The sequence below is a fragment of the Microbacterium sp. CFBP 8801 genome (assembly GCF_014839455.1).
Taxonomy (GTDB): Bacteria; Actinomycetota; Actinomycetes; order Actinomycetales; family Microbacteriaceae; genus Microbacterium.
Genome location: NZ_JACYNU010000001.1, coordinates 318,745 through 335,179, shown reverse-complemented (window position 1 = coordinate 335,179; position 16,435 = coordinate 318,745). Strand labels below are relative to the sequence as shown.

Here is a 16,435-nt window from a genome sequence, read left to right as displayed (position 1 = left end):
AGTCTCAGCCGACGGCGGCCGTGGCGAACAGCGGCCGACCGTAGAGGTCGAACGTCAGGCCGGTCACGTCGGGACGGACGGCGCTGATGAGCGCGGGGCTGTACAGGGGCACGATCGCGGCGTGCTGGGCGTTCCACTGCTGTACCTGGGCGTAGATCTCGGCGCGCGCGGTGGGGTCGGTGGTCGACGCGCCCTCGGCGAGCAGCGCGTCGACGGTGGGGTCGCTCACCTGCGAGGCGTTCTGGAAGCCGTCGGTGGCGAGGTGGCTGCGCAGCAGATCGGCATCGACACCCGAGAAGCCCCAGTCGGTGACGTCGTAGGTCTTCGGGCCGTACTGCTCGTTGTACGCACCGGGCTCCAGCACCTCGCGCTGCAGGTCGAATCCGATCGCCTTGAGGTCGCTCTGCACGGCGTTGGCGAGTGCGGCGCGGTCGTCGGGCACGGGGGTCCAGGCGATCCAGCGGGCCGTGAGGCGCTGGCCGTCCTTGGTGCGGATGCCATCGGCATCCCGTCCGGTCCATCCGGCCTCGTCGAGCAGGGCGCCGGCGGCGGCCGCGTCGAAGGGCCACGAGTTCTCGAGGCTCGCGTCGTAGCCGGGAGTCGTGGAGCCGAGGATGCTCCAGGCGCGCGGGTACTGGCCGAAGAAGATCTCCTGCACGGCGGTGTCGACGTCGATGGCCCGCGTGAAGGCCTGGCGCACCTTCTCGTCGGCGAAGACGCCGTACTTCTCGTTGAGGAACAGCGAGTAGGGCAGGCCGGGGTACTCGATCGACTCCACGGTGTCATCGGCCGGGACCTGGCTGACGAGGTTCGGGGGCAGGTTGGTCACGACGTCGGCCTGGCCGCTCGACAGCGCGCCGACGCGCACCGAGGCCTCGGGCAGGATGTCGACGCGCAGGGTCTCGAACGCGGGCTTGCCGCCCCCGTCGGGTCCCCACGTGTAGTCGTCGTTGCGCGTGTACACGATGTCCTGATCGGGCGTGTACTCGGTGAGCTCGAAGGGGCCGGTGCCGACCGTGACGCCGGGGCCGCCGGCCTTGAGCTGGTCGGCCTTCGTCTCGAGCACGGCCGGGGAGTAGAACCCGAGCAGCGCCGTGCTCGCGGCCTGCAGGAACGGGGCGTAGGGCTGCGAGAAACGCACGCGCACCGTGTGCTCGTCGACCACGTCGGTGCCGGCGTACAGGTCGCCGCCGAGCATGGATGCCGCCTGCGCCGACGCCGTGTCGGGATCGACGATGCGGTCGAAGTTCGCCTTCACGGCCGCCGCGTCGAAGGGCGTCCCGTCGTGGAAGGTGACGTCGTTGCGGAGGCGGAAGAGATAGCTCGCGCCGCCGTCTTCGACGTCCCACGACTCGGCGAGCCACGGCGAGAACGAACCGTCGGCCTCTTGGAACACGAGCGAGTCGAGCACCGCGCGCTGCACCATGGCCGACACGTCGAGCTGGCTCGTCTGCGGGTCCATGTGCCCGGCCGAGAGGTTCGCGCCCTCGATCGCCCAGACGATCTCGCCGTCGCCCGAGGCGCCCGGGTCGGAGCCGGAGCACGCCGACAGGGAAAGGGCGGCGACCGCGGCGACGGCGACCGCCGACAGCACGCGACGGGAGAGCGAAGAAGGCATGGACGAACCTCAGAGTTTTCGATGGGGAGGTTTCAGACTACCCGGGTTCCTGGACGCGGTGCGGAAACCTCGACGCCGTGGGCCGTTGTGCACCTCGGCATCCACCCCACCCCACGGACTTTGCGCACATCGCCGAGCACGCGCCCGCCGGCGCCACGCGCGCACGGCGACCCCGGTATCCTGGAGGCCACCCCCTTCAGGCACGCTCACACAGTGCCGCCCATATCGTTCGAGGAGTACTCCCATGGCCACGATTCCCGACAAGCCCGCCCTGGAAGGCCTCGAGCAGAAGTGGGACGCCGCGTGGAAAGAACGCGGCACGTACGTCTTTGACCGCCTGCGCGCCGCCGAGAGCGGCCGGCAGGGCGTCTACTCGGTCGACACCCCGCCGCCGACGGCATCCGGGAGCCTGCACATCGGGCACGTGTTCTCGTTCACGCACACCGACGTGAAGGTGCGCTTCGAGCGCATGCGCGGCAAGACCGTGTTCTACCCGATGGGCTGGGACGACAACGGCCTGCCCACCGAGCGCCGTGTGCAGAACTACTACGGCGTGCGCTGCGACCCCTCGCTCCCCTACGACGCCGACTTCACCCCGCCGTTCGCCGGCGGCGACAACAAGAGCAGCAAGGCCGCCGACCAGGTGCCGATCAGCCGCCGCAACTTCATCGAGCTCTGCGAGCAGCTCACGATCGAGGATGAGAAGCAGTTCGAGGAGCTCTTCCGCGAGCTGGGGCTCAGCGTCGACTGGACGCAGACCTACCGCACCATCTCCGACGACTCGATCCGCACGAGCCAGCTGGCGTTCCTGCGCAACATCGAGCGCGGCGAGGCGTATCAGTCGATGGCGCCGACCCTGTGGGACGTCGACTTCCGCTCGGCGATCGCCCAGGCCGAGCTCGAAGACCGCGACCAGCCCGCCGCCTACCACCGCGTGGGCTTCGCGAAGACCGACGGCTCGGGCGACGTCTTCATCGAGACCACCCGCCCCGAGCTGCTCGCCGCGTGCGTCGCTCTCGTGGCCAACCCCGACGACGAGCGCTACCAGCCCCTCTTCGGCACGACCGTGCGCACCCCGCTCTTCGACGTCGAGGTGCCGGTGCTCGCCCACCCGCTCGCGCAGAAGGACAAGGGCTCGGGCATCGCCATGATCTGCACCTTCGGCGACGTGACCGACATCATCTGGTGGCGCGAGCTCGACCTGCCGAACCGCACGATCATCGGTAAGGACGGACGCATCGTCGCCGACGCCCCCGACGTGATCGTGACGGATGCCGCGAAGGCGGCGTACGGCGAACTCGCCGGCAAGACGGTCTTCAGCGCCAAGAAGCGCATCGTCGAGCTGCTGCAGGAGGCAGGCGCCATGGAGGGCGCCCCGAAGCCCTTCACCCACCCCGTCAAGTTCTTCGAGAAGGGTGACCGCCCGCTCGAGATCGTCTCGACGCGCCAGTGGTACATCCGCAACGGTGCGCGGGATGCCGAGCTGCGCGAGCGTCTCGTCTCGCTGGGGCGCGAGATGTCGTGGCATCCCGACTTCATGCGCGTGCGCTTCGAGAACTGGACCAACGGCCTCACCGGCGACTGGCTCGTCTCGCGCCAGCGCTTCTTCGGGGTGCCGATCCCCGTCTGGTACGCGCTGGATGAGAACGGGGAGCGCGACTACGCGCGCGTGCTGACGCCCGACCTCGCCGCCCTCCCGGTCGACCCGACGGTCGATGTGCCCCCGGGGTACACCGAGGACCAGCGTGGAGTGGCCGGCGGCTTCGACCCCGAGCTCGACATCCTCGACACGTGGGCGACGTCGTCGCTCACCCCGCAGCTGGCCGGTGGCTGGCAGCGCGACGAGGAGCTGTGGAACCTCGTCGCACCGTTCGACCTGCGACCGCAGGGTCAGGACATCATCCGCACCTGGCTCTTCTCGACGATGCTGCGCAGCGCCCTCGAAGACGACCGGAGCCCCTGGTCGGATGCCGCGATCTCGGGCTTCATCGTCGACCCCGACCGCAAGAAGATGTCGAAGTCGAAGGGCAACGTCGTCACTCCCGCCGACATCCTGAAGCAGCACGGCTCCGACGCCGTGCGCTACTGGTCGGCGTCGAGCCGCCTGGGCACCGATGCCGCCTTCGACCCGCAGAACCCGACGCAGGTGAAGATCGGTCGTCGCCTGGCGATCAAGCTGCTGAACGCGGCGAAGTTCGTGCTGTCGTTCCCCGTGCCCGAGGGCGCCGAGGTCACGCACGACCTCGACGCGTCGATGCTCGCGACCCTGGATGCCGTCATCCGAGACGCCACCGCGGCCTTCGAGGCGTACGACCACGCGCGGGCGCTGGAGATCACCGAGTCGTTCTTCTGGACGTTCTGCGACGACTACCTCGAGCTGGTCAAGGAACGCGCGTACGACCAGTCCGACGTGGGTCAGGCGTCGGCGGCGCTCGCGCTGCGCACGGCCCTGTCGGCGCTCGTGCGCCTGTTCGCCCCGGTGCTGTCGTTCGCGGCCGAAGAGACGTGGTCGTGGTTCGAAGAGGGTTCGGTGCACACCGCCGCGTGGCCGGAGCCGCTCGGCATCGACGGCGACCCCGCCGTGCTCACCGCCGTCAGCGCCGCGCTCATCGGCATCCGTCGCGCCAAGACGGAGGCCAAGGCTTCGCAGAAGACGCCGGTCACCTCGCTCACCGTCTCGGGTCCGAACGTCGAAGCCCTGCGTCTGGCCGAGGGCGACCTGCGCGCCGTGGGCCGCATCGAGACCATCTCTTTCGTCGGGGCCGAGACCACCACGGTCACCGACATCGTGTTCGCACCCCAGGAGGACTGATGCAGCTCGGAACCCGTTGGACAGCCCGCGAGCAGCCGCCGAAGGCCGTGCCCGAGGCGCTGCACGCGCAGATCGCCGCGGTCGAGGCCGCACTCACCCCCGACGGCCTGAGCGCCCCCGCCCCGCGGTGGACGCTCACGTTCCTCGAGGGGCGTGCGGTCGCCGAGCTCGACACCGGGGTCGTCGTGACCCAGGATGCCGCGGGCGAGGTCGTCGTGCGCTACGACGACGACGACGAGTTCGCCTGAATCAGCGCACGCGCAGGTAGAACTCCGCCTCGGCGTACGGCGACCGCCCGTCGCCTCGGGCGGCGCGCCGTGCTTCGCTGTGCACGGGCCTCATCGCCCGCGCCCGCATGCGGGACTCCGGGCTCGGGCGAGCATGCGGGACAGGCCCAGCAGGGCGCGGTCGAGGGCGGTGGGGGCGAGCGTGCGCGGCGCCGCGGTCGTGAGGGCGGTCATGAGGCGACTCCGTCGGCGGGAAGTGGGAAGACGTCGGCACGCATGGTCACCACGCGAACGTCGTCGCCGGTCTGATCGCGGTACCGGTCGGTCGTCTCGTCGATCACCGCCTGCAGGCGTGCGCTGAGGTCGGCCATCTGCGCCGACGTCAGTCGGGCGCTGGCGGTGGCGATGAGCGTGGCATCGCGCCAGTCGGGTGCTTCTTCCCAGCCGTCGCGCACGAAGCGCATGAGCTGCTGCTGCCGCAGGGTGAGGGTCTCGCTCGCGACGGCCTCCTGCACGGCACGACCGGCCGGGGTCTCGGCCAGCTCGGGGTTGGTGAGCGTGATCGCACCCACCGGGCGTTCCCACCAGCGCTCGCGGGCGGTGCCGCGCCCCTCGACCTCGCGGATGAGGTCGTGGCGCGCGAGCGCCCGCAGGTGGTAGCTGGTCGCGCCCGTGGACTCCCCCGTGAGCGTCGCGAGGCCGCTCGCCGTCTGGGCGCCGTACTGGCTGAGCATGTCGAACAGTCGGACGCGAAGCGGGTGGGCGAGCGCGCGGAGGGCACCGGCGTCGAGGACGCGTTCCCGGGGTCGGTTCTGCTCGGTCATGATGCAAAGATACCTTTGCACGAGTTTCTTTGCAAGCACTTCTTTGCATCCGGTCGCTGGACGCGTGACTACGCTGGAACGATGACGGATGCCGTGACCAATCCCCTCCTCTCACCGCCCGCTCTCCCCTACGACCTGCCGCCCTACGGCAGCATCCGCGCCGAGCACTACCTCCCCGCGTTCCGCGCGGCGTTCGACGCCCACCGAGCCGAGGTCGACGCCATCACGGCGCAGACCGATGCTCCGACGTTCGAGAACACGCTCCTGGCGCTCGAGCGCAGCGGCGAACTGCTCGACCGCGTCGCGAGGGCGTTCTACACCGTGTCGTCGGCCGACGGAACGCCCGAGATCCAGGCCGTCGAAGAAGAACTCGCGCCGCTCCTGGCCGCGCACGGCGACGCCATTCAGCTCGACACGGCCCTGTTCGCCCGCATCGCGGCGGTGCACTCCACCCTCGACGACCTCGAGCTGGATGCCGAGAGCCGGTACCTCGTCGAACGCCACCACCGCGAGATGGCCCTCGCCGGCGCCGGTCTCGACGATGCGCAGAAGGCCCAGCTGACCGACCTCAACCAGCGGCTGTCGGTGCTCACCACCGCGTTCGAGAAGAACCTGCTCGCCGACACGAACGACCTCGCGGTCGTCTTCGACGACGTCGCCGAGCTCGACGGTCTCGGCGCCGGCGAACTGTCGGCCGCAGCCCAGGCGGCGACCGCCCGCGGTCTCGAGGGCCGCTACGTCGTCACCCTGACCCTGTACACCGGTCACCCCTACCTGGCGTCGCTCACCAACCGTGAGAGTCGTCGACGCCTGCTCGAGGCCTCCCGCTCGCGCGGGACCCGCGGCAACGCGCACGACAACCGTGCGGTGCTGCGCAACATCGTGCGGCTGCGCGCCGAGCGTGCCGCCCTGCTGGGGTACCCGTCGCACGCCGCGGCCATCCTCGCCGATCAGACGGCCGGCTCCCCCACCGCCGTGCACGAGCTGCTGCGCCGCCTGGCTGCCCCCGCCGCGGCGAATGCCCGCGCCGAGCAGGCCGCGCTCCAGCGCATCGCCGACGCCGACGGTATCGAGATCGAGGCGCACGACTGGGCGTTCTTCACCGAGAGGGTTCGGGCAGCCGAGTACGACCTCGACCGCGCGGCGCTCCGGCCCTGGTTCGAGGCGGAGCGCGTGCTCCGCGACGGCGTGTTCTTCGCCGCGGAGCAGCTGTACGGCATCCGCGTGAGCGAGCGACACGACCTGCAGGGCTATCACCCCGACGTGCGCGTGTTCGAGGTGCACAACGCCGACGGCAGCGAGCTGGGCCTGTTCCTGCTCGACCTGTACACCCGCGACACCAAGCGGGGCGGCGCGTGGATGAACTCGATCGTCACGCAGTCGGCGCTGCGCGGCACCGCTCCCGTGGTGGTGAACAACCTCAACGTCAACAAGCCCGCGCCGGGCACGCCGACGCTGCTGAGCCTCGACGAGGTCACGACGCTGTTCCACGAGTTCGGCCATGCTCTGCACGGGCTCTTCGCGACGGTCACGTACCCCCACTTCGCCGGTACCGCCGTGCACCGCGACTTCGTGGAGTTCCCCAGCCAGGTGAACGAGATGTGGATCCTCTGGCCCGAGATCCTGACGAACTACGCCCGCCACATCGACACCGACGAGCCCCTCCCCGCTGACGTCGTCGAACGCCTGCACGCGTCGGAGGCGTTCAACCAGGGCTTCGCCACAAGCGAGTACCTGGCGGCTTCGTGGATCGACCAGGCCTGGCACGGCCTGTCCGTCGACGAGGCGGCGGCCGAGATCGACGTCGCCGAGTTCGAGGCCGCCGCTCTGGCGGACATCGGCCTCGACATCCCGGCGGTGCCGACCCGGTACTCGTCGACGTACTTCGCCCACGTGTTCTCGGGCGGGTACAGCGCGGGCTACTACTCGTACATCTGGAGCGAGGTGCTCGACGCCGACACGGTCGAGTGGTTCCGCGCCAACGGTGGCGTGCGCCGCGAAAACGGCGATCGGTTCCGGCAGCGCCTGCTCGGCGTCGGCGGCTCGGGCGATCCGCTGGCGGCCTACCGCGACTTCCGCGGGCGCGACGCCGACATCCAGCCGCTGCTGGAGCGCCGCGGTCTCACGGGCTGAGGCGTCCCGCCGTGGCCCTCGCCGCCGACGGGCGTGGGCGGGGCCACGGCGGGACGTCACCGAGCACGCTCAGCGGGTGAGCGACTCGACGAAGTCGCCGACGCGCTGCGCCAACGCCTCCGGCACCTCGGCCGCGGTGAAATGACCGCCCTCGGACAAGCGCTCGAACACCCGCAGGTCGCGGTAGAACGCCCGAGCCATCACCTCGGGGTAGTCGGCCTCATGGCGCTGGATGAAGACCGCAGCCGGCACGGTCGTCGTCGCGGCGGGCTCGGCGTCGGCGGAGTGATGGTCGAAGTAGGGCCGGAACGACGTCGCGATCGTCTGCGTGACCCAGTAGAGGGTCACCTCGGTGAGGATCCTCTCGCGGGAGATGCGCGTCTCGAGCGAGCGCGGATCGTCGGTGTCGACGTCGGCCCACTCGACGAACTTCTCGACGATCCACGCCAGCAGCGCTGCGGGCGAGTCGTTCAGTCCGACCGCCAGGGTGTCGGGCCGTGTCGCCTGCGCGTGGCTGTAGGCACCGCCCGATGCGCGCTCGCGCTCCAGATGAGCGCGGAACGCCTGCACCTCGGGGAGCGCGGACAGGGACTCGTCACTCGGGGCGGCGAAGTGGGGGTGCGTCGCGATGATGCCGGTCACCTGATTCGGATACCGCACCGCCAGAAGGTCGTTGATCGACGCCGAGACGTCTTCGCCGTAGGTGACGTACGTCTCGTATCCGAGGTGCTCGGTCATGAGTTCGTGCACGGACCGCACCAGCCGTTCATCGGTCATCGGCCCCTCCCGATAGGGCGTCGAGAAACCGAACCCGGGCAGGCTGACGACCACGACATGCATGCGAGACTGCAGGCGTTCCGCGAAATCGAGCTGCAGGGCGAAGGTGTGCGGCCACCCGTGCATGACGAGCAGGGCCGGCGCCTCGGGGTCGGGCGCGCGGAGGTGGACGGCGTGCAGCGTCGCCCCCTCGACGTCGACGAGCACCTGCGGGTGCGCGTTCAGCCACTCCTCGCGGGCGCGCCAGTCGAAGTCGGCCCAGGACTCCACCAGCTCGGCGAGGTAGTCGGCCGTCATGCCCGAGGCCGGTCGGCCCGGGGAATCCGGGAGCAGCCGGGAACGGCGCAGACGCTCTCGGAGGTCGACGAGGTCGTGCTCGGGAACGGAGATTCGAAAGGGTGTGACGCTGACCATGTCGCGAGGTTAGCGGCCACCTCCGACATCGCTCGCCGACGCTGCGGCCCGTCTGGTCACCGCCGGTGCAGGACCGCGTGTGCGAACGCTCGCGCTACGGCGCCGCCGTCGTTCGAAACGGTCCCGATCTTCTCAGGCGAGACGAGCCGGGCGTTCGCGCTCAGGCGCTCCGGCGCTTCTGCGCGAGCACGATCGTCGGCGGCACACGGTCTTCGACCGACGCCCGCGTGATGACCACCTTGGCGATGTCATCGGCCGAGGGCACATCGAACATGATCGGTCCGAGCACGTCTTCGAGGATCGCGCGCAGACCGCGGGCACCCGTCTTGCGCAGCACCGCGAGGTCGGCGATGGCGCGCAGCGCGTCTTCGTCGAACTCCAGCTGGACGCCGTCGAGCTCGAACATGCGCTGGTACTGCTTGACCAGGGCGTTGCGCGGGGCGGTGAGGATCTCCATCAGCGCGTCCTGGTCGAGGGGCGAGACCGATGCCACGACGGGAAGGCGACCGATGAACTCGGGGATGAGACCGAACTTGTGCAGGTCTTCGGGAAGCGCCTCGCTGAAGAGGTCGGGCGCATCTTCTTTCCGCTGGAGCGGGGCGCCGAAACCGACGCCGTGCTTGCCGACGCGAGCGGAGATGATCTCTTCCAGCCCCGCGAAGGCGCCGGCCACGATGAACAGCACGTTCGTCGTGTCGATCTGGATGAACTCCTGGTGCGGGTGCTTGCGCCCGCCCTGCGGGGGAACCGACGCGACGGTGCCCTCGAGGATCTTCAGCAGGGCCTGCTGCACACCCTCGCCCGACACGTCGCGCGTGATCGAGGGGTTCTCGGCCTTGCGGGCGATCTTGTCGACCTCGTCGATGTAGATGATGCCGGTCTCGGCGCGCTTGACGTCGAAGTCGGCGGCCTGCAGCAGCTTCAGCAGGATGTTCTCGACGTCTTCGCCGACGTATCCCGCCTCGGTGAGCGCCGTGGCATCCGCGACCGCGAACGGCACGTTGAGACGCTTGGCCAGGGTCTGCGCGAGGTAGGTCTTTCCGCAGCCGGTGGGACCGAGCAGCAGGATGTTGCTCTTGGCGATGTCGATCTCTTCGGCACGCGCCTCGGCGGGCTGCAGGGTGCCGTGCGAGCGCACGCGCTTGTAGTGGTTGTAGACGGCGACGGCGAGGGCACGCTTGGCGGCCTCCTGACCGACGACGTACTCCTCGAGGAACGAGAAGATCTCGCGGGGCTTGGGGAGGTCGAACTCGGCGACTTCTCCCGCCGAGGACTCGGCCATGCGCTCTTCGATGATCTCGTTGCACAACTCGACGCACTCGTCGCAGATGTACACGCCGGGACCGGCGATGAGCTGCTGCACCTGCTTCTGGCTCTTGCCGCAGAAGGAGCACTTGAACAGGTCGGCGCTTTCACCGATACGTGCCATGCCGGTTCCTCCTGTCACCCGGCCCCCGCCGGTGTGTACCCGAGCCTAACCCGTGCCCGTNCGAGACGAGAAGCGCGTCAGGCGGTGAGAGCCGCGGGCATGCGCTTGCGCGTGGTCAGCACCTGGTCGACGAGGCCGTACTCGAGGGCCTCCTGCGCCGACAGGATCTTGTCGCGGTCGATGTCCTTGTTGATCTTCGCGACGTCCTGGCCCGTGTGGTGAGCCATCGTGTGCTCGAGCCAGGTGCGCATGCGCAGGATCTCCTGCGCCTGGATCTCGATGTCGGACGCCTGCCCGTGACCCGCTTCGCCCATGGCGGGCTGGTGGATCAGGATGCGGGCGTTCGGCAGCGCCAGGCGCTTGCCCGGGGCACCGGCGGCCAGCAGCACCGAGGCTGCCGATGCGGCCTGACCGAGCACGACGGTCTGGATCTGCGGCGAGACGTACTGCATCGTGTCGTAGATCGCCGTCATGGCCGTGAACGAGCCACCGGGCGAGTTGATGTACATGATGATGTCGCGGTCGGGGTCCTGCGACTCGAGAACGAGAAGCTGGGCCATCACGTCGTCGGCCGACGCGTCGTCGACCTGCACGCCGAGGAAGATCACGCGGTCTTCGAACAGCTTGTTGTACGGGTCCTGGCGCTTGTAGCCGTAGGCCGTGCGCTCCTCGAACTGAGGAAGAACGTAGCGGCTGCTGGGCATGTGTGACGCTGCGCCGCCGAAAGTGGGGATGTTCATGTCGGTGTCCTTTCCTCTCGGCCTCAGGCCGCGGTCCCGCCGCCGCCGGTGACGTCGGTGGCGTGCTCGCGCATGTGGTCGACGAAGCCGTACTCGAGAGCCTCGGCGGCGCTGAACCAGCGGTCGCGGTCGCCGTCGGCGTTGATCTGCTCGACGCTCTTGCCCGTCTGCGCGGCGGTGATCTCTGCCAGACGACGCTTCATGTCGAGGATGAGCTGCGCCTGCGTCTGGATGTCGCTCGACGTTCCGCCGAAGCCGCCGTGCGGCTGGTGCAGCAGAACGCGCGCGTTGGGCGTGATGTAGCGCTTGCCCTTGGTGCCGCTGGTCAGCAGCAGCTGACCCATCGACGCCGCCATGCCGATACCGACGGTCACGATGTCGTTCGGGACGAACTGCATCGTGTCGTAGATGGCCATGCCGGCGGTGATGGAGCCGCCGGGCGAGTTGATGTAGAGGTAGATGTCCTTCTGCGAGTCCTCTGCGGCCAGCAGCAGGATCTTGGCGCAGATCTCGTTGGCGTTATCGTCGCGCACCTCGGAACCGAGCCAGATGATGCGGTCCTTCAGCAGCCTGTCGAAGACGCTCGTTGCCATAAGGGGTTCGGGCATGTGTGCTCCTCTTCCGGTGATCTGCAACGAATCTACCGGCGGGCCGCGGGCCGGGATGCCGTGTTCGCCGCGGGCGGATCAGCGGGATTCGTCGGCGATTTCTTGCGCGTACCCGGTCACCGAGCGGGTATAGCGCGGCAGGTGCGGCGCGAGGGCCCGGAGGGCGATGGATGCCGCCTGCTCGGGCGCACCGGTCGACACCAGCGCGAGGGCGTAGAACGCCGCAGCGGCATCGTGCAGCGGTCCGCGCGGTTCGCGCCCGTACTCGGCGCGAAGCAGTGCCAGGGCCTCCTCGGTCTTGCCGAGGTTGCGGATCGTGCTGGCCAGCTGGATGATGGCGCGGGTGCGTCGCTCGTCGTCGAGGCCGAGGGCGAGCGCGCGGCGGTAGAGCACCTCCGCCTCGTTCTCGACGCCCGCGGAGTCCCGTGCGCCGGCCCGCTCGAACAGCGCGATGGCGTCGTCGTCGGGCCGCTCCGCGGCCAGCTCGTCGATGCGTGCGATCACCGCGGTGGGTTCCAGCGTCTCGTCTGCCCACACGGCATCCACTCGGTCCTGCCAGTCGTCCATGTCGTCGCTCCGCCCTCTCGGCGTCGTCCTTCTCACTCGAGTGTCCACCACACGCCGCATCACCGAAGTTGGGCGCGGCATGTCCTGGACACTCAACAGCATTCGGAGCCGGCGCCGGGCGCGCCGCCCCGCGCGTACCCCGGGGGGTGCGCCCGGGTGCGCACCCCCGGGTTCGGGGCCGGGTGCGAACCCTCGGGTCCGGGGCCGAGTGCGCACTCTCGGGTTCCGGCCCGCGCGCCGCGCACCGCACCGCCCGTGCGCCCCGGGGCGCAAACCCCCTGTTGAGTGTCCAAGACTCGCCGCTCAGAGCGCGCGGCGCGCGGCGTGTCTTGGACACTCAACAGAGAGTCCGGGAACGGGAAAGGGGGCGGATGCCGTAGCACCCGCCCCCTCGTCACGACTTACTCGCTCTCGGCGGCCTTGTCGTCGGCCTTCTTCTTGGCGGGCGCGCGCTTCTTGGCGGGAGCCTTCTTGGGAGCCTCCGCGGCGGGAGCCTCTTCGGCCTCGACGATGGCGTCGGCGTCGGCCGCGGCGTCCGCGATCTCCTGCGCCTCTTCGACGACCTCGTCGTCACCCTCGGTGGGCTCTTCGCCCTCGACGGCGACGAAGCCGGTCAGGTCGACGGCCTTGCCGTTCGTGTCGACGACGGACACCTTGCCGAGCGCGATCGCGAGGGCCTTGTTGCGGGCGACCTCACCGACGAGCGCGGGCAGCTGGTTGCCCTGCTGGAGCGCGTTGACGAAGTCCTGCGGCGCCATGTTGTACTGCGCGGCCGACTGGATCAGGTACTGCGTGAGCTCGTCCTGCGACACCTGCACGTTGGCGTCTTCGGCGATCTTGTCGAGCACCATCTGCGTGCGGAACTGCTTCTCGCTCGCCTCGGTGACCTCGGCGCGGTGCTCGTCGTCTTCGAGGCGGTTCTCGCCCTCGAGGTGCGTGTGCACCTCGTCTTCGATGAGCGCCGGCGGAACCGGGATGTCGACGGCCTCGAGCAGGGCCTCGATGAACTTGTCACGCGCGGCGGAGCCCTGCGTGAACACGGCCTGCTGCGACACGCGCTCGCTCAGCGACTCGCGGAGCTCCGCGAGCGTGTCGAACTCCGACGCCATCTGCGCGAAGTCGTCGTCGGCGTCGGGGAGCTCGCGCTCCTTGACGGCGGTGATGGTCACCGCGACCTCGGCCTCTTCGCCGGCGTGGTCTCCGCCGACCAGCTTCGAGCGGAACGTGGTCTGCTCGTCGGCGGTGAGCGATTCGATGGCCTCGTCGATGCCCTCGAGCAGCTCGCCCGAGCCGACCTCGTACGAGACGCCCTCGGCGCGGTCGATCTCGGCGCCTTCTATGGTGGCGACCAGGTCGAGCTCGACGAAGTCACCGGTGGTCGCGGGGCGGTCGACGGTGACGAGCGTGCCGAAGCGCGCACGCAGGCGGTCGAGCTCGGCGTCGATGCCGGCCTCATCGGCCTCGACCGCGTCGACGGTCACCGTGAGGGTGTCGTAGGCGGGGAGGTCGAACTCGGGGCGAACGTCGACCTCGACGTCGATGACCAGGTCACCGGAGAAGTCCTTGAGCTCGGGGAGCTCGATGATCTCGGCGTTGGGGCGACCGATGACGCGCAGTTCCTGGTCGTCGACGGCCGCGCGGTAGAAACCGTCGAGGCCCTCGTTGACGGCGTGCTCGATGACCGCGCCGCGGCCCATGCGCTGATCGATGATCGGGGCGGGGACCTTGCCCTTTCGGAAGCCGGGGATCTGCACGTCGCGCGCGATGTGCTCGTAGGCGTGAGCGATGCTCGGCTTGAGCTCGTCGGGCGAGACCGTGATGTGGAGCTTGACCCGGGTGGGGCTGAGCTTCTCGACGGTGCTGTTGACCATGCGGTTCGTTCTCCTCGTGTGGCCCGCGCGCACGCGGGGGCCGATTGGGCCTGTGGTCTGTGGGGCCGTGACGTCGGGGCGACAGGATTTGAACCTGCGGCCTCCCGCTCCCAAAGCGGGCGCTCTACCAAGCTGAGCTACGCCCCGGGGCGACGCGCGGCACGCGCCGACGAAACGACCGAGGAAAGTCTAGTCGATCGGCCTGGGCACGCCGGTTTCTCTGCGGCGGGGTTGTCTGATCCGCTCGGGATGCGTCCGCGGGCGGCACTTCCTGCCGGTCCTCCGGATGCCGAGGAGCCACCCGCCCGTGCACGAGTGCCCCCGCATGGTGTCGGAGGCACTCCCACGGGTGTCGTAGAGTAGAGAAGTCCGATTCCGCGACTCCTCGAGTCGCCGGATTTCGGGGCTGTAGCTTAGTGGTAAAGCCTCTGTCTTCCAAACAGATGATGCGAGTTCGATTCTCGTCAGCCCCTCCACCGTAAGTGCCTGGTCAAGCACCGTTTCCGTAGCTAGTTCGGCTCCCTCCGCTGGAGCCGATCGGCGTCCGTGGAAAATCCGTGGACAAAAGCCTTTCGCAGCACCCGCTCTCCGGCGTAACACGGTCATGAGCGGAAACAACATGAAGCGCAGCCACGGCACAGGCAACATCAGCGAGTACAAGGACGGCTTCCGGCTGAAGTGGAGCACGCCGGAGGGGGGCCGCGGGTCGAAGGTGCTGAGGCCTTCGACGCGACGGCAGGCGGAACAGGAGCTTCGCCGCATCCTCGCTGAAGTGGACAGGGGCGAGCACCAGGACGACCGTCGAGGGGCGGTGACCTTCGACGCGTTCTTCAAGGACTGGCTAGCTCTGCGTGAGCTGGAGGTGAAGCCCTCCACCTTTAAGAACCTCGTGAGCCTGCACAAGACGGTTCTGAGCCCCACTTTTGGCTCCCGCAAGCTGAACACCATCACGCGCCGGTCCGTGGACCTCTGGTGGGCCAAGCATTCCAGCCACCCCGTCACGAGGCGGAACGCGTACTACGCACTCAGAGGCGCGCTGGAGCAGGCGGTGGACTGGGGCATGCTCTCCGTGTCACCGTGCAAGGTGAAGGATCCCGGCAAGGACGTCTCGAAGAAGCGGCCGACGTGGAGCGTCGAAGACTTCGACGCGGTGCTCTCGCACGTTGACGCGTTCTACCGACCGGCAATCGAGGTGATGTTCGCCGGTCATCTTCGACTCGGTGAGCTGATCGCGCTCGACTGGTCAGACGTGTCGCGGGACGGCCTCATCACCGTGACTAAGCAGAAGCTCGGTTTGGGCTTCACTGCCGACACAAAAACCGGCCAGCACAAGCGCATCAAGCTTCTCCAGCGGGGCGTGGATGCCCTCCAAAAGCTACCGAGAGGGATCGGGTCCACTCCCCTGTTCCCGGGCAAGCGCGCCGAGCGCATGCCCCGTAGGAGCCTCCAGGATGCGTGGGACGACGCCCTGAAGGCCGCTGGGTACGAGAACTTCCATGTGCACGATGTCCGGCACATCGGCCTGAGCCTGGTCGCCGAGGCGGGAGCATCGGAGCGCGTCGTGCAGGAGCCTGCGGGGCACGCTTCTGCGACCTTCACCAGGCGCTACCTGCACTCGAACGAACGGATGCACGCGGACGCAGTTAGGAAGGTAGACGCGCTGGTGTCCAAGTTGCGCGACAAGGCTTCCTAACCCCTCTCCCCCATGCGGGGCGCGGTTCGCTCGGGCAGTGTCGGTGGTCGCCCCTAGAGTGCCGGTGGAGGCAGTGCCTCGGAACCCGGGGGAGCTGAATGCTGAGTTCTCGTGAGTGGGCAACACTCATCATCATCTTCGCTGCCATCGTGGCGATACTCCTGTGGCCTAAGACCAGGCGGGGTGTTGTCCCCCACCTCAAGCCATTGGTGACAGCGGCATTCGCGCCGCGCCTAGTTGCCGTGTATCTGATCGTCCTCGCAGTGTGCGTCTTGTCCACGCTCATTGCGAGGGCGGTCGGTCTATGGGAGCCCGCGCTTCTGAAGGACACAGTCATTACGACCTTCACAGTGATACTGCCGATGACCTTCCGCTCAATGAGCTTCAAGACGGGCGGCGCTCTAACTCACCGCCTTATCCGCGAAACGTTGACGCTCGCGGCGCTGCTCACTCTCTACTTGGACACTGCCCCTCTTGCCCTCGGATGGGAGATCGTGGTCCAGCTCGCGGCTATCTTCTTCGGTGCTCTCACTGCGGTGGCCGCGACCAAGCCCGAGTGGGCCCCGGTCAAGCGGCTGTGCGATGTCGTTCTGGCGTTGTTGGGTACGTTCCTCATCGTCTGGACGACGGTGCGCCTGTTCCAGGAGCCGCCTGACTGGGCAGAGTTCTTCCGCTCGTTGTTCTTCGGCTTCTGACTGCCGCTTTCTCTCCTCCCCTTCTTT

14 protein-coding genes and 2 tRNA genes are annotated in these 16,435 nt (G+C 68.7%); 6 read left to right on the top strand and 10 right to left on the bottom strand.

Going from position 1 to position 16,435, the window contains the following annotated elements:
- Positions 1-4: 4 nt before the first annotated feature.
- Positions 5-1,618, bottom strand: a complete 1,614-nt coding sequence (locus IFR11_RS01635; RefSeq protein ID WP_191915012.1) for an ABC transporter substrate-binding protein — start codon at positions 1,616-1,618, stop codon at positions 5-7.
- Positions 1,619-1,862: 244 nt separating this feature from the next.
- On the opposite strand from IFR11_RS01635, the gene valS reads away from it, so the two are divergent.
- Entirely contained in the window at positions 1,863-4,430 is a 2,568-nt protein-coding gene (gene valS / locus IFR11_RS01630; protein WP_191915011.1) for a valine--tRNA ligase, read from the top strand.
- Complete coding sequence (locus tag IFR11_RS01625) at positions 4,430-4,678, top strand: hypothetical protein (RefSeq protein WP_055836886.1); 249 nt, start codon at positions 4,430-4,432, stop codon at positions 4,676-4,678. The genes valS and IFR11_RS01625 overlap by 1 nt, the downstream gene beginning before the upstream one ends.
- A 90-nt stretch (positions 4,679-4,768) precedes the next feature.
- Here IFR11_RS01625 and IFR11_RS16500 read toward each other — a convergent pair whose 3' ends face one another.
- Positions 4,769-4,891, bottom strand: a complete 123-nt coding sequence (locus IFR11_RS16500; RefSeq protein ID WP_274604416.1) for a hypothetical protein — start codon at positions 4,889-4,891, stop codon at positions 4,769-4,771.
- On the bottom strand, positions 4,888-5,481 hold the full coding sequence (locus tag IFR11_RS01620; protein ID WP_191915010.1) for a winged helix-turn-helix domain-containing protein: 594 nt from the start codon (positions 5,479-5,481) through the stop codon (positions 4,888-4,890). Before IFR11_RS01620 ends, IFR11_RS16500 begins: the two co-directional genes overlap by 4 nt.
- 81 nt (positions 5,482-5,562) lie before the next feature.
- Here IFR11_RS01620 and IFR11_RS01615 point away from each other — a divergent pair, with 81 nt between their 5' ends.
- Complete coding sequence (locus IFR11_RS01615) at positions 5,563-7,614, top strand: M3 family metallopeptidase (RefSeq protein WP_191915009.1); 2,052 nt, start codon at positions 5,563-5,565, stop codon at positions 7,612-7,614.
- Between the two features lie 69 nt (positions 7,615-7,683).
- Here the strand turns inward: IFR11_RS01615 and IFR11_RS01610 are convergent, their stop codons facing one another.
- The 7 genes from IFR11_RS01610 to IFR11_RS01580 form a co-directional block, all read right to left on the bottom strand.
- On the bottom strand, positions 7,684-8,805 hold the full coding sequence (locus IFR11_RS01610; protein WP_191915008.1) for an epoxide hydrolase family protein: 1,122 nt from the start codon (positions 8,803-8,805) through the stop codon (positions 7,684-7,686).
- A 160-nt stretch (positions 8,806-8,965) separates the two neighbouring features.
- On the bottom strand, positions 8,966-10,234 hold the full coding sequence (gene clpX, locus IFR11_RS01605; protein ID WP_055836872.1) for an ATP-dependent Clp protease ATP-binding subunit ClpX: 1,269 nt from the start codon (positions 10,232-10,234) through the stop codon (positions 8,966-8,968).
- 77 nt (positions 10,235-10,311) lie between these two features.
- Entirely contained in the window at positions 10,312-10,974 is a 663-nt protein-coding gene (locus tag IFR11_RS01600; RefSeq protein ID WP_055836869.1) for an ATP-dependent Clp protease proteolytic subunit, read from the bottom strand.
- A 23-nt stretch (positions 10,975-10,997) separates the two neighbouring features.
- Positions 10,998-11,582, bottom strand: coding sequence for an ATP-dependent Clp protease proteolytic subunit (locus tag IFR11_RS01595; protein ID WP_055836866.1), 585 nt, complete (start codon positions 11,580-11,582; stop codon positions 10,998-11,000).
- A gap of 78 nt (positions 11,583-11,660) precedes the next feature.
- The gene (locus IFR11_RS01590; RefSeq protein WP_191915007.1) at positions 11,661-12,149 is read right to left on the bottom strand and encodes a tetratricopeptide repeat protein; all 489 of its coding nucleotides are present in this window, start codon (positions 12,147-12,149) and stop codon (positions 11,661-11,663) included.
- 401 nt (positions 12,150-12,550) lie between these two features.
- A complete protein-coding gene (tig, locus tag IFR11_RS01585; protein ID WP_191915006.1) occupies positions 12,551-14,020 on the bottom strand; it encodes a trigger factor in 1,470 nt (489 codons plus the stop codon).
- A 73-nt stretch (positions 14,021-14,093) separates the two neighbouring features.
- A tRNA-Pro gene (locus tag IFR11_RS01580) sits at positions 14,094-14,167 on the bottom strand.
- Between the two features lie 255 nt (positions 14,168-14,422).
- On the opposite strand from IFR11_RS01580, the gene IFR11_RS01575 reads away from it, so the two are divergent.
- The 3 genes from IFR11_RS01575 (at position 14,423) to IFR11_RS01565 (ending at position 16,408) form a co-directional block, all read left to right on the top strand.
- Positions 14,423-14,496: transfer RNA gene (locus IFR11_RS01575), tRNA-Gly, on the top strand.
- Between the two features lie 128 nt (positions 14,497-14,624).
- The gene (locus tag IFR11_RS01570; protein WP_191915005.1) at positions 14,625-15,713 is read left to right on the top strand and encodes a tyrosine-type recombinase/integrase; all 1,089 of its coding nucleotides are present in this window, start codon (positions 14,625-14,627) and stop codon (positions 15,711-15,713) included.
- A 98-nt stretch (positions 15,714-15,811) separates the two neighbouring features.
- Positions 15,812-16,408 (top strand): hypothetical protein, encoded by a 597-nt coding sequence (locus IFR11_RS01565; protein WP_206755286.1) that lies wholly within the window; start codon positions 15,812-15,814, stop codon positions 16,406-16,408.
- Positions 16,409-16,435: the final 27 nt, after the last annotated feature.

What these genes read in the sequence shown, in the direction of transcription:
- clpX (WP_055836872.1), bottom strand. Translation starts at nt 10,234, where the DNA reads ATGGCACGTATCGGTGAAAGCGCCGACCTGTTCAAGTGCTCCTTCTGC.
- valS (WP_191915011.1), top strand. Translation starts at nt 1,863, where the DNA reads ATGGCCACGATTCCCGACAAGCCCGCCCTGGAAGGCCTCGAGCAGAAG.
- IFR11_RS01570 (WP_191915005.1), top strand. Translation starts at nt 14,625, where the DNA reads ATGAGCGGAAACAACATGAAGCGCAGCCACGGCACAGGCAACATCAGC.
- IFR11_RS01610 (WP_191915008.1), bottom strand. Translation starts at nt 8,805, where the DNA reads ATGGTCAGCGTCACACCCTTTCGAATCTCCGTTCCCGAGCACGACCTC.
- IFR11_RS01615 (WP_191915009.1), top strand. Translation starts at nt 5,563, where the DNA reads ATGACGGATGCCGTGACCAATCCCCTCCTCTCACCGCCCGCTCTCCCC.
- IFR11_RS16500 (WP_274604416.1), bottom strand. Translation starts at nt 4,891, where the DNA reads ATGACCGCCCTCACGACCGCGGCGCCGCGCACGCTCGCCCCCACCGCC.
- IFR11_RS01625 (WP_055836886.1), top strand. Translation starts at nt 4,430, where the DNA reads ATGCAGCTCGGAACCCGTTGGACAGCCCGCGAGCAGCCGCCGAAGGCC.
- tig (WP_191915006.1), bottom strand. Translation starts at nt 14,020, where the DNA reads ATGGTCAACAGCACCGTCGAGAAGCTCAGCCCCACCCGGGTCAAGCTC.
- IFR11_RS01595 (WP_055836866.1), bottom strand. Translation starts at nt 11,582, where the DNA reads ATGCCCGAACCCCTTATGGCAACGAGCGTCTTCGACAGGCTGCTGAAG.
- IFR11_RS01590 (WP_191915007.1), bottom strand. Translation starts at nt 12,149, where the DNA reads ATGGACGACTGGCAGGACCGAGTGGATGCCGTGTGGGCAGACGAGACG.
- IFR11_RS01565 (WP_206755286.1), top strand. Translation starts at nt 15,812, where the DNA reads ATGCTGAGTTCTCGTGAGTGGGCAACACTCATCATCATCTTCGCTGCC.
- IFR11_RS01600 (WP_055836869.1), bottom strand. Translation starts at nt 10,974, where the DNA reads ATGAACATCCCCACTTTCGGCGGCGCAGCGTCACACATGCCCAGCAGC.
- IFR11_RS01635 (WP_191915012.1), bottom strand. Translation starts at nt 1,618, where the DNA reads ATGCCTTCTTCGCTCTCCCGTCGCGTGCTGTCGGCGGTCGCCGTCGCC.
- IFR11_RS01620 (WP_191915010.1), bottom strand. Translation starts at nt 5,481, where the DNA reads ATGACCGAGCAGAACCGACCCCGGGAACGCGTCCTCGACGCCGGTGCC.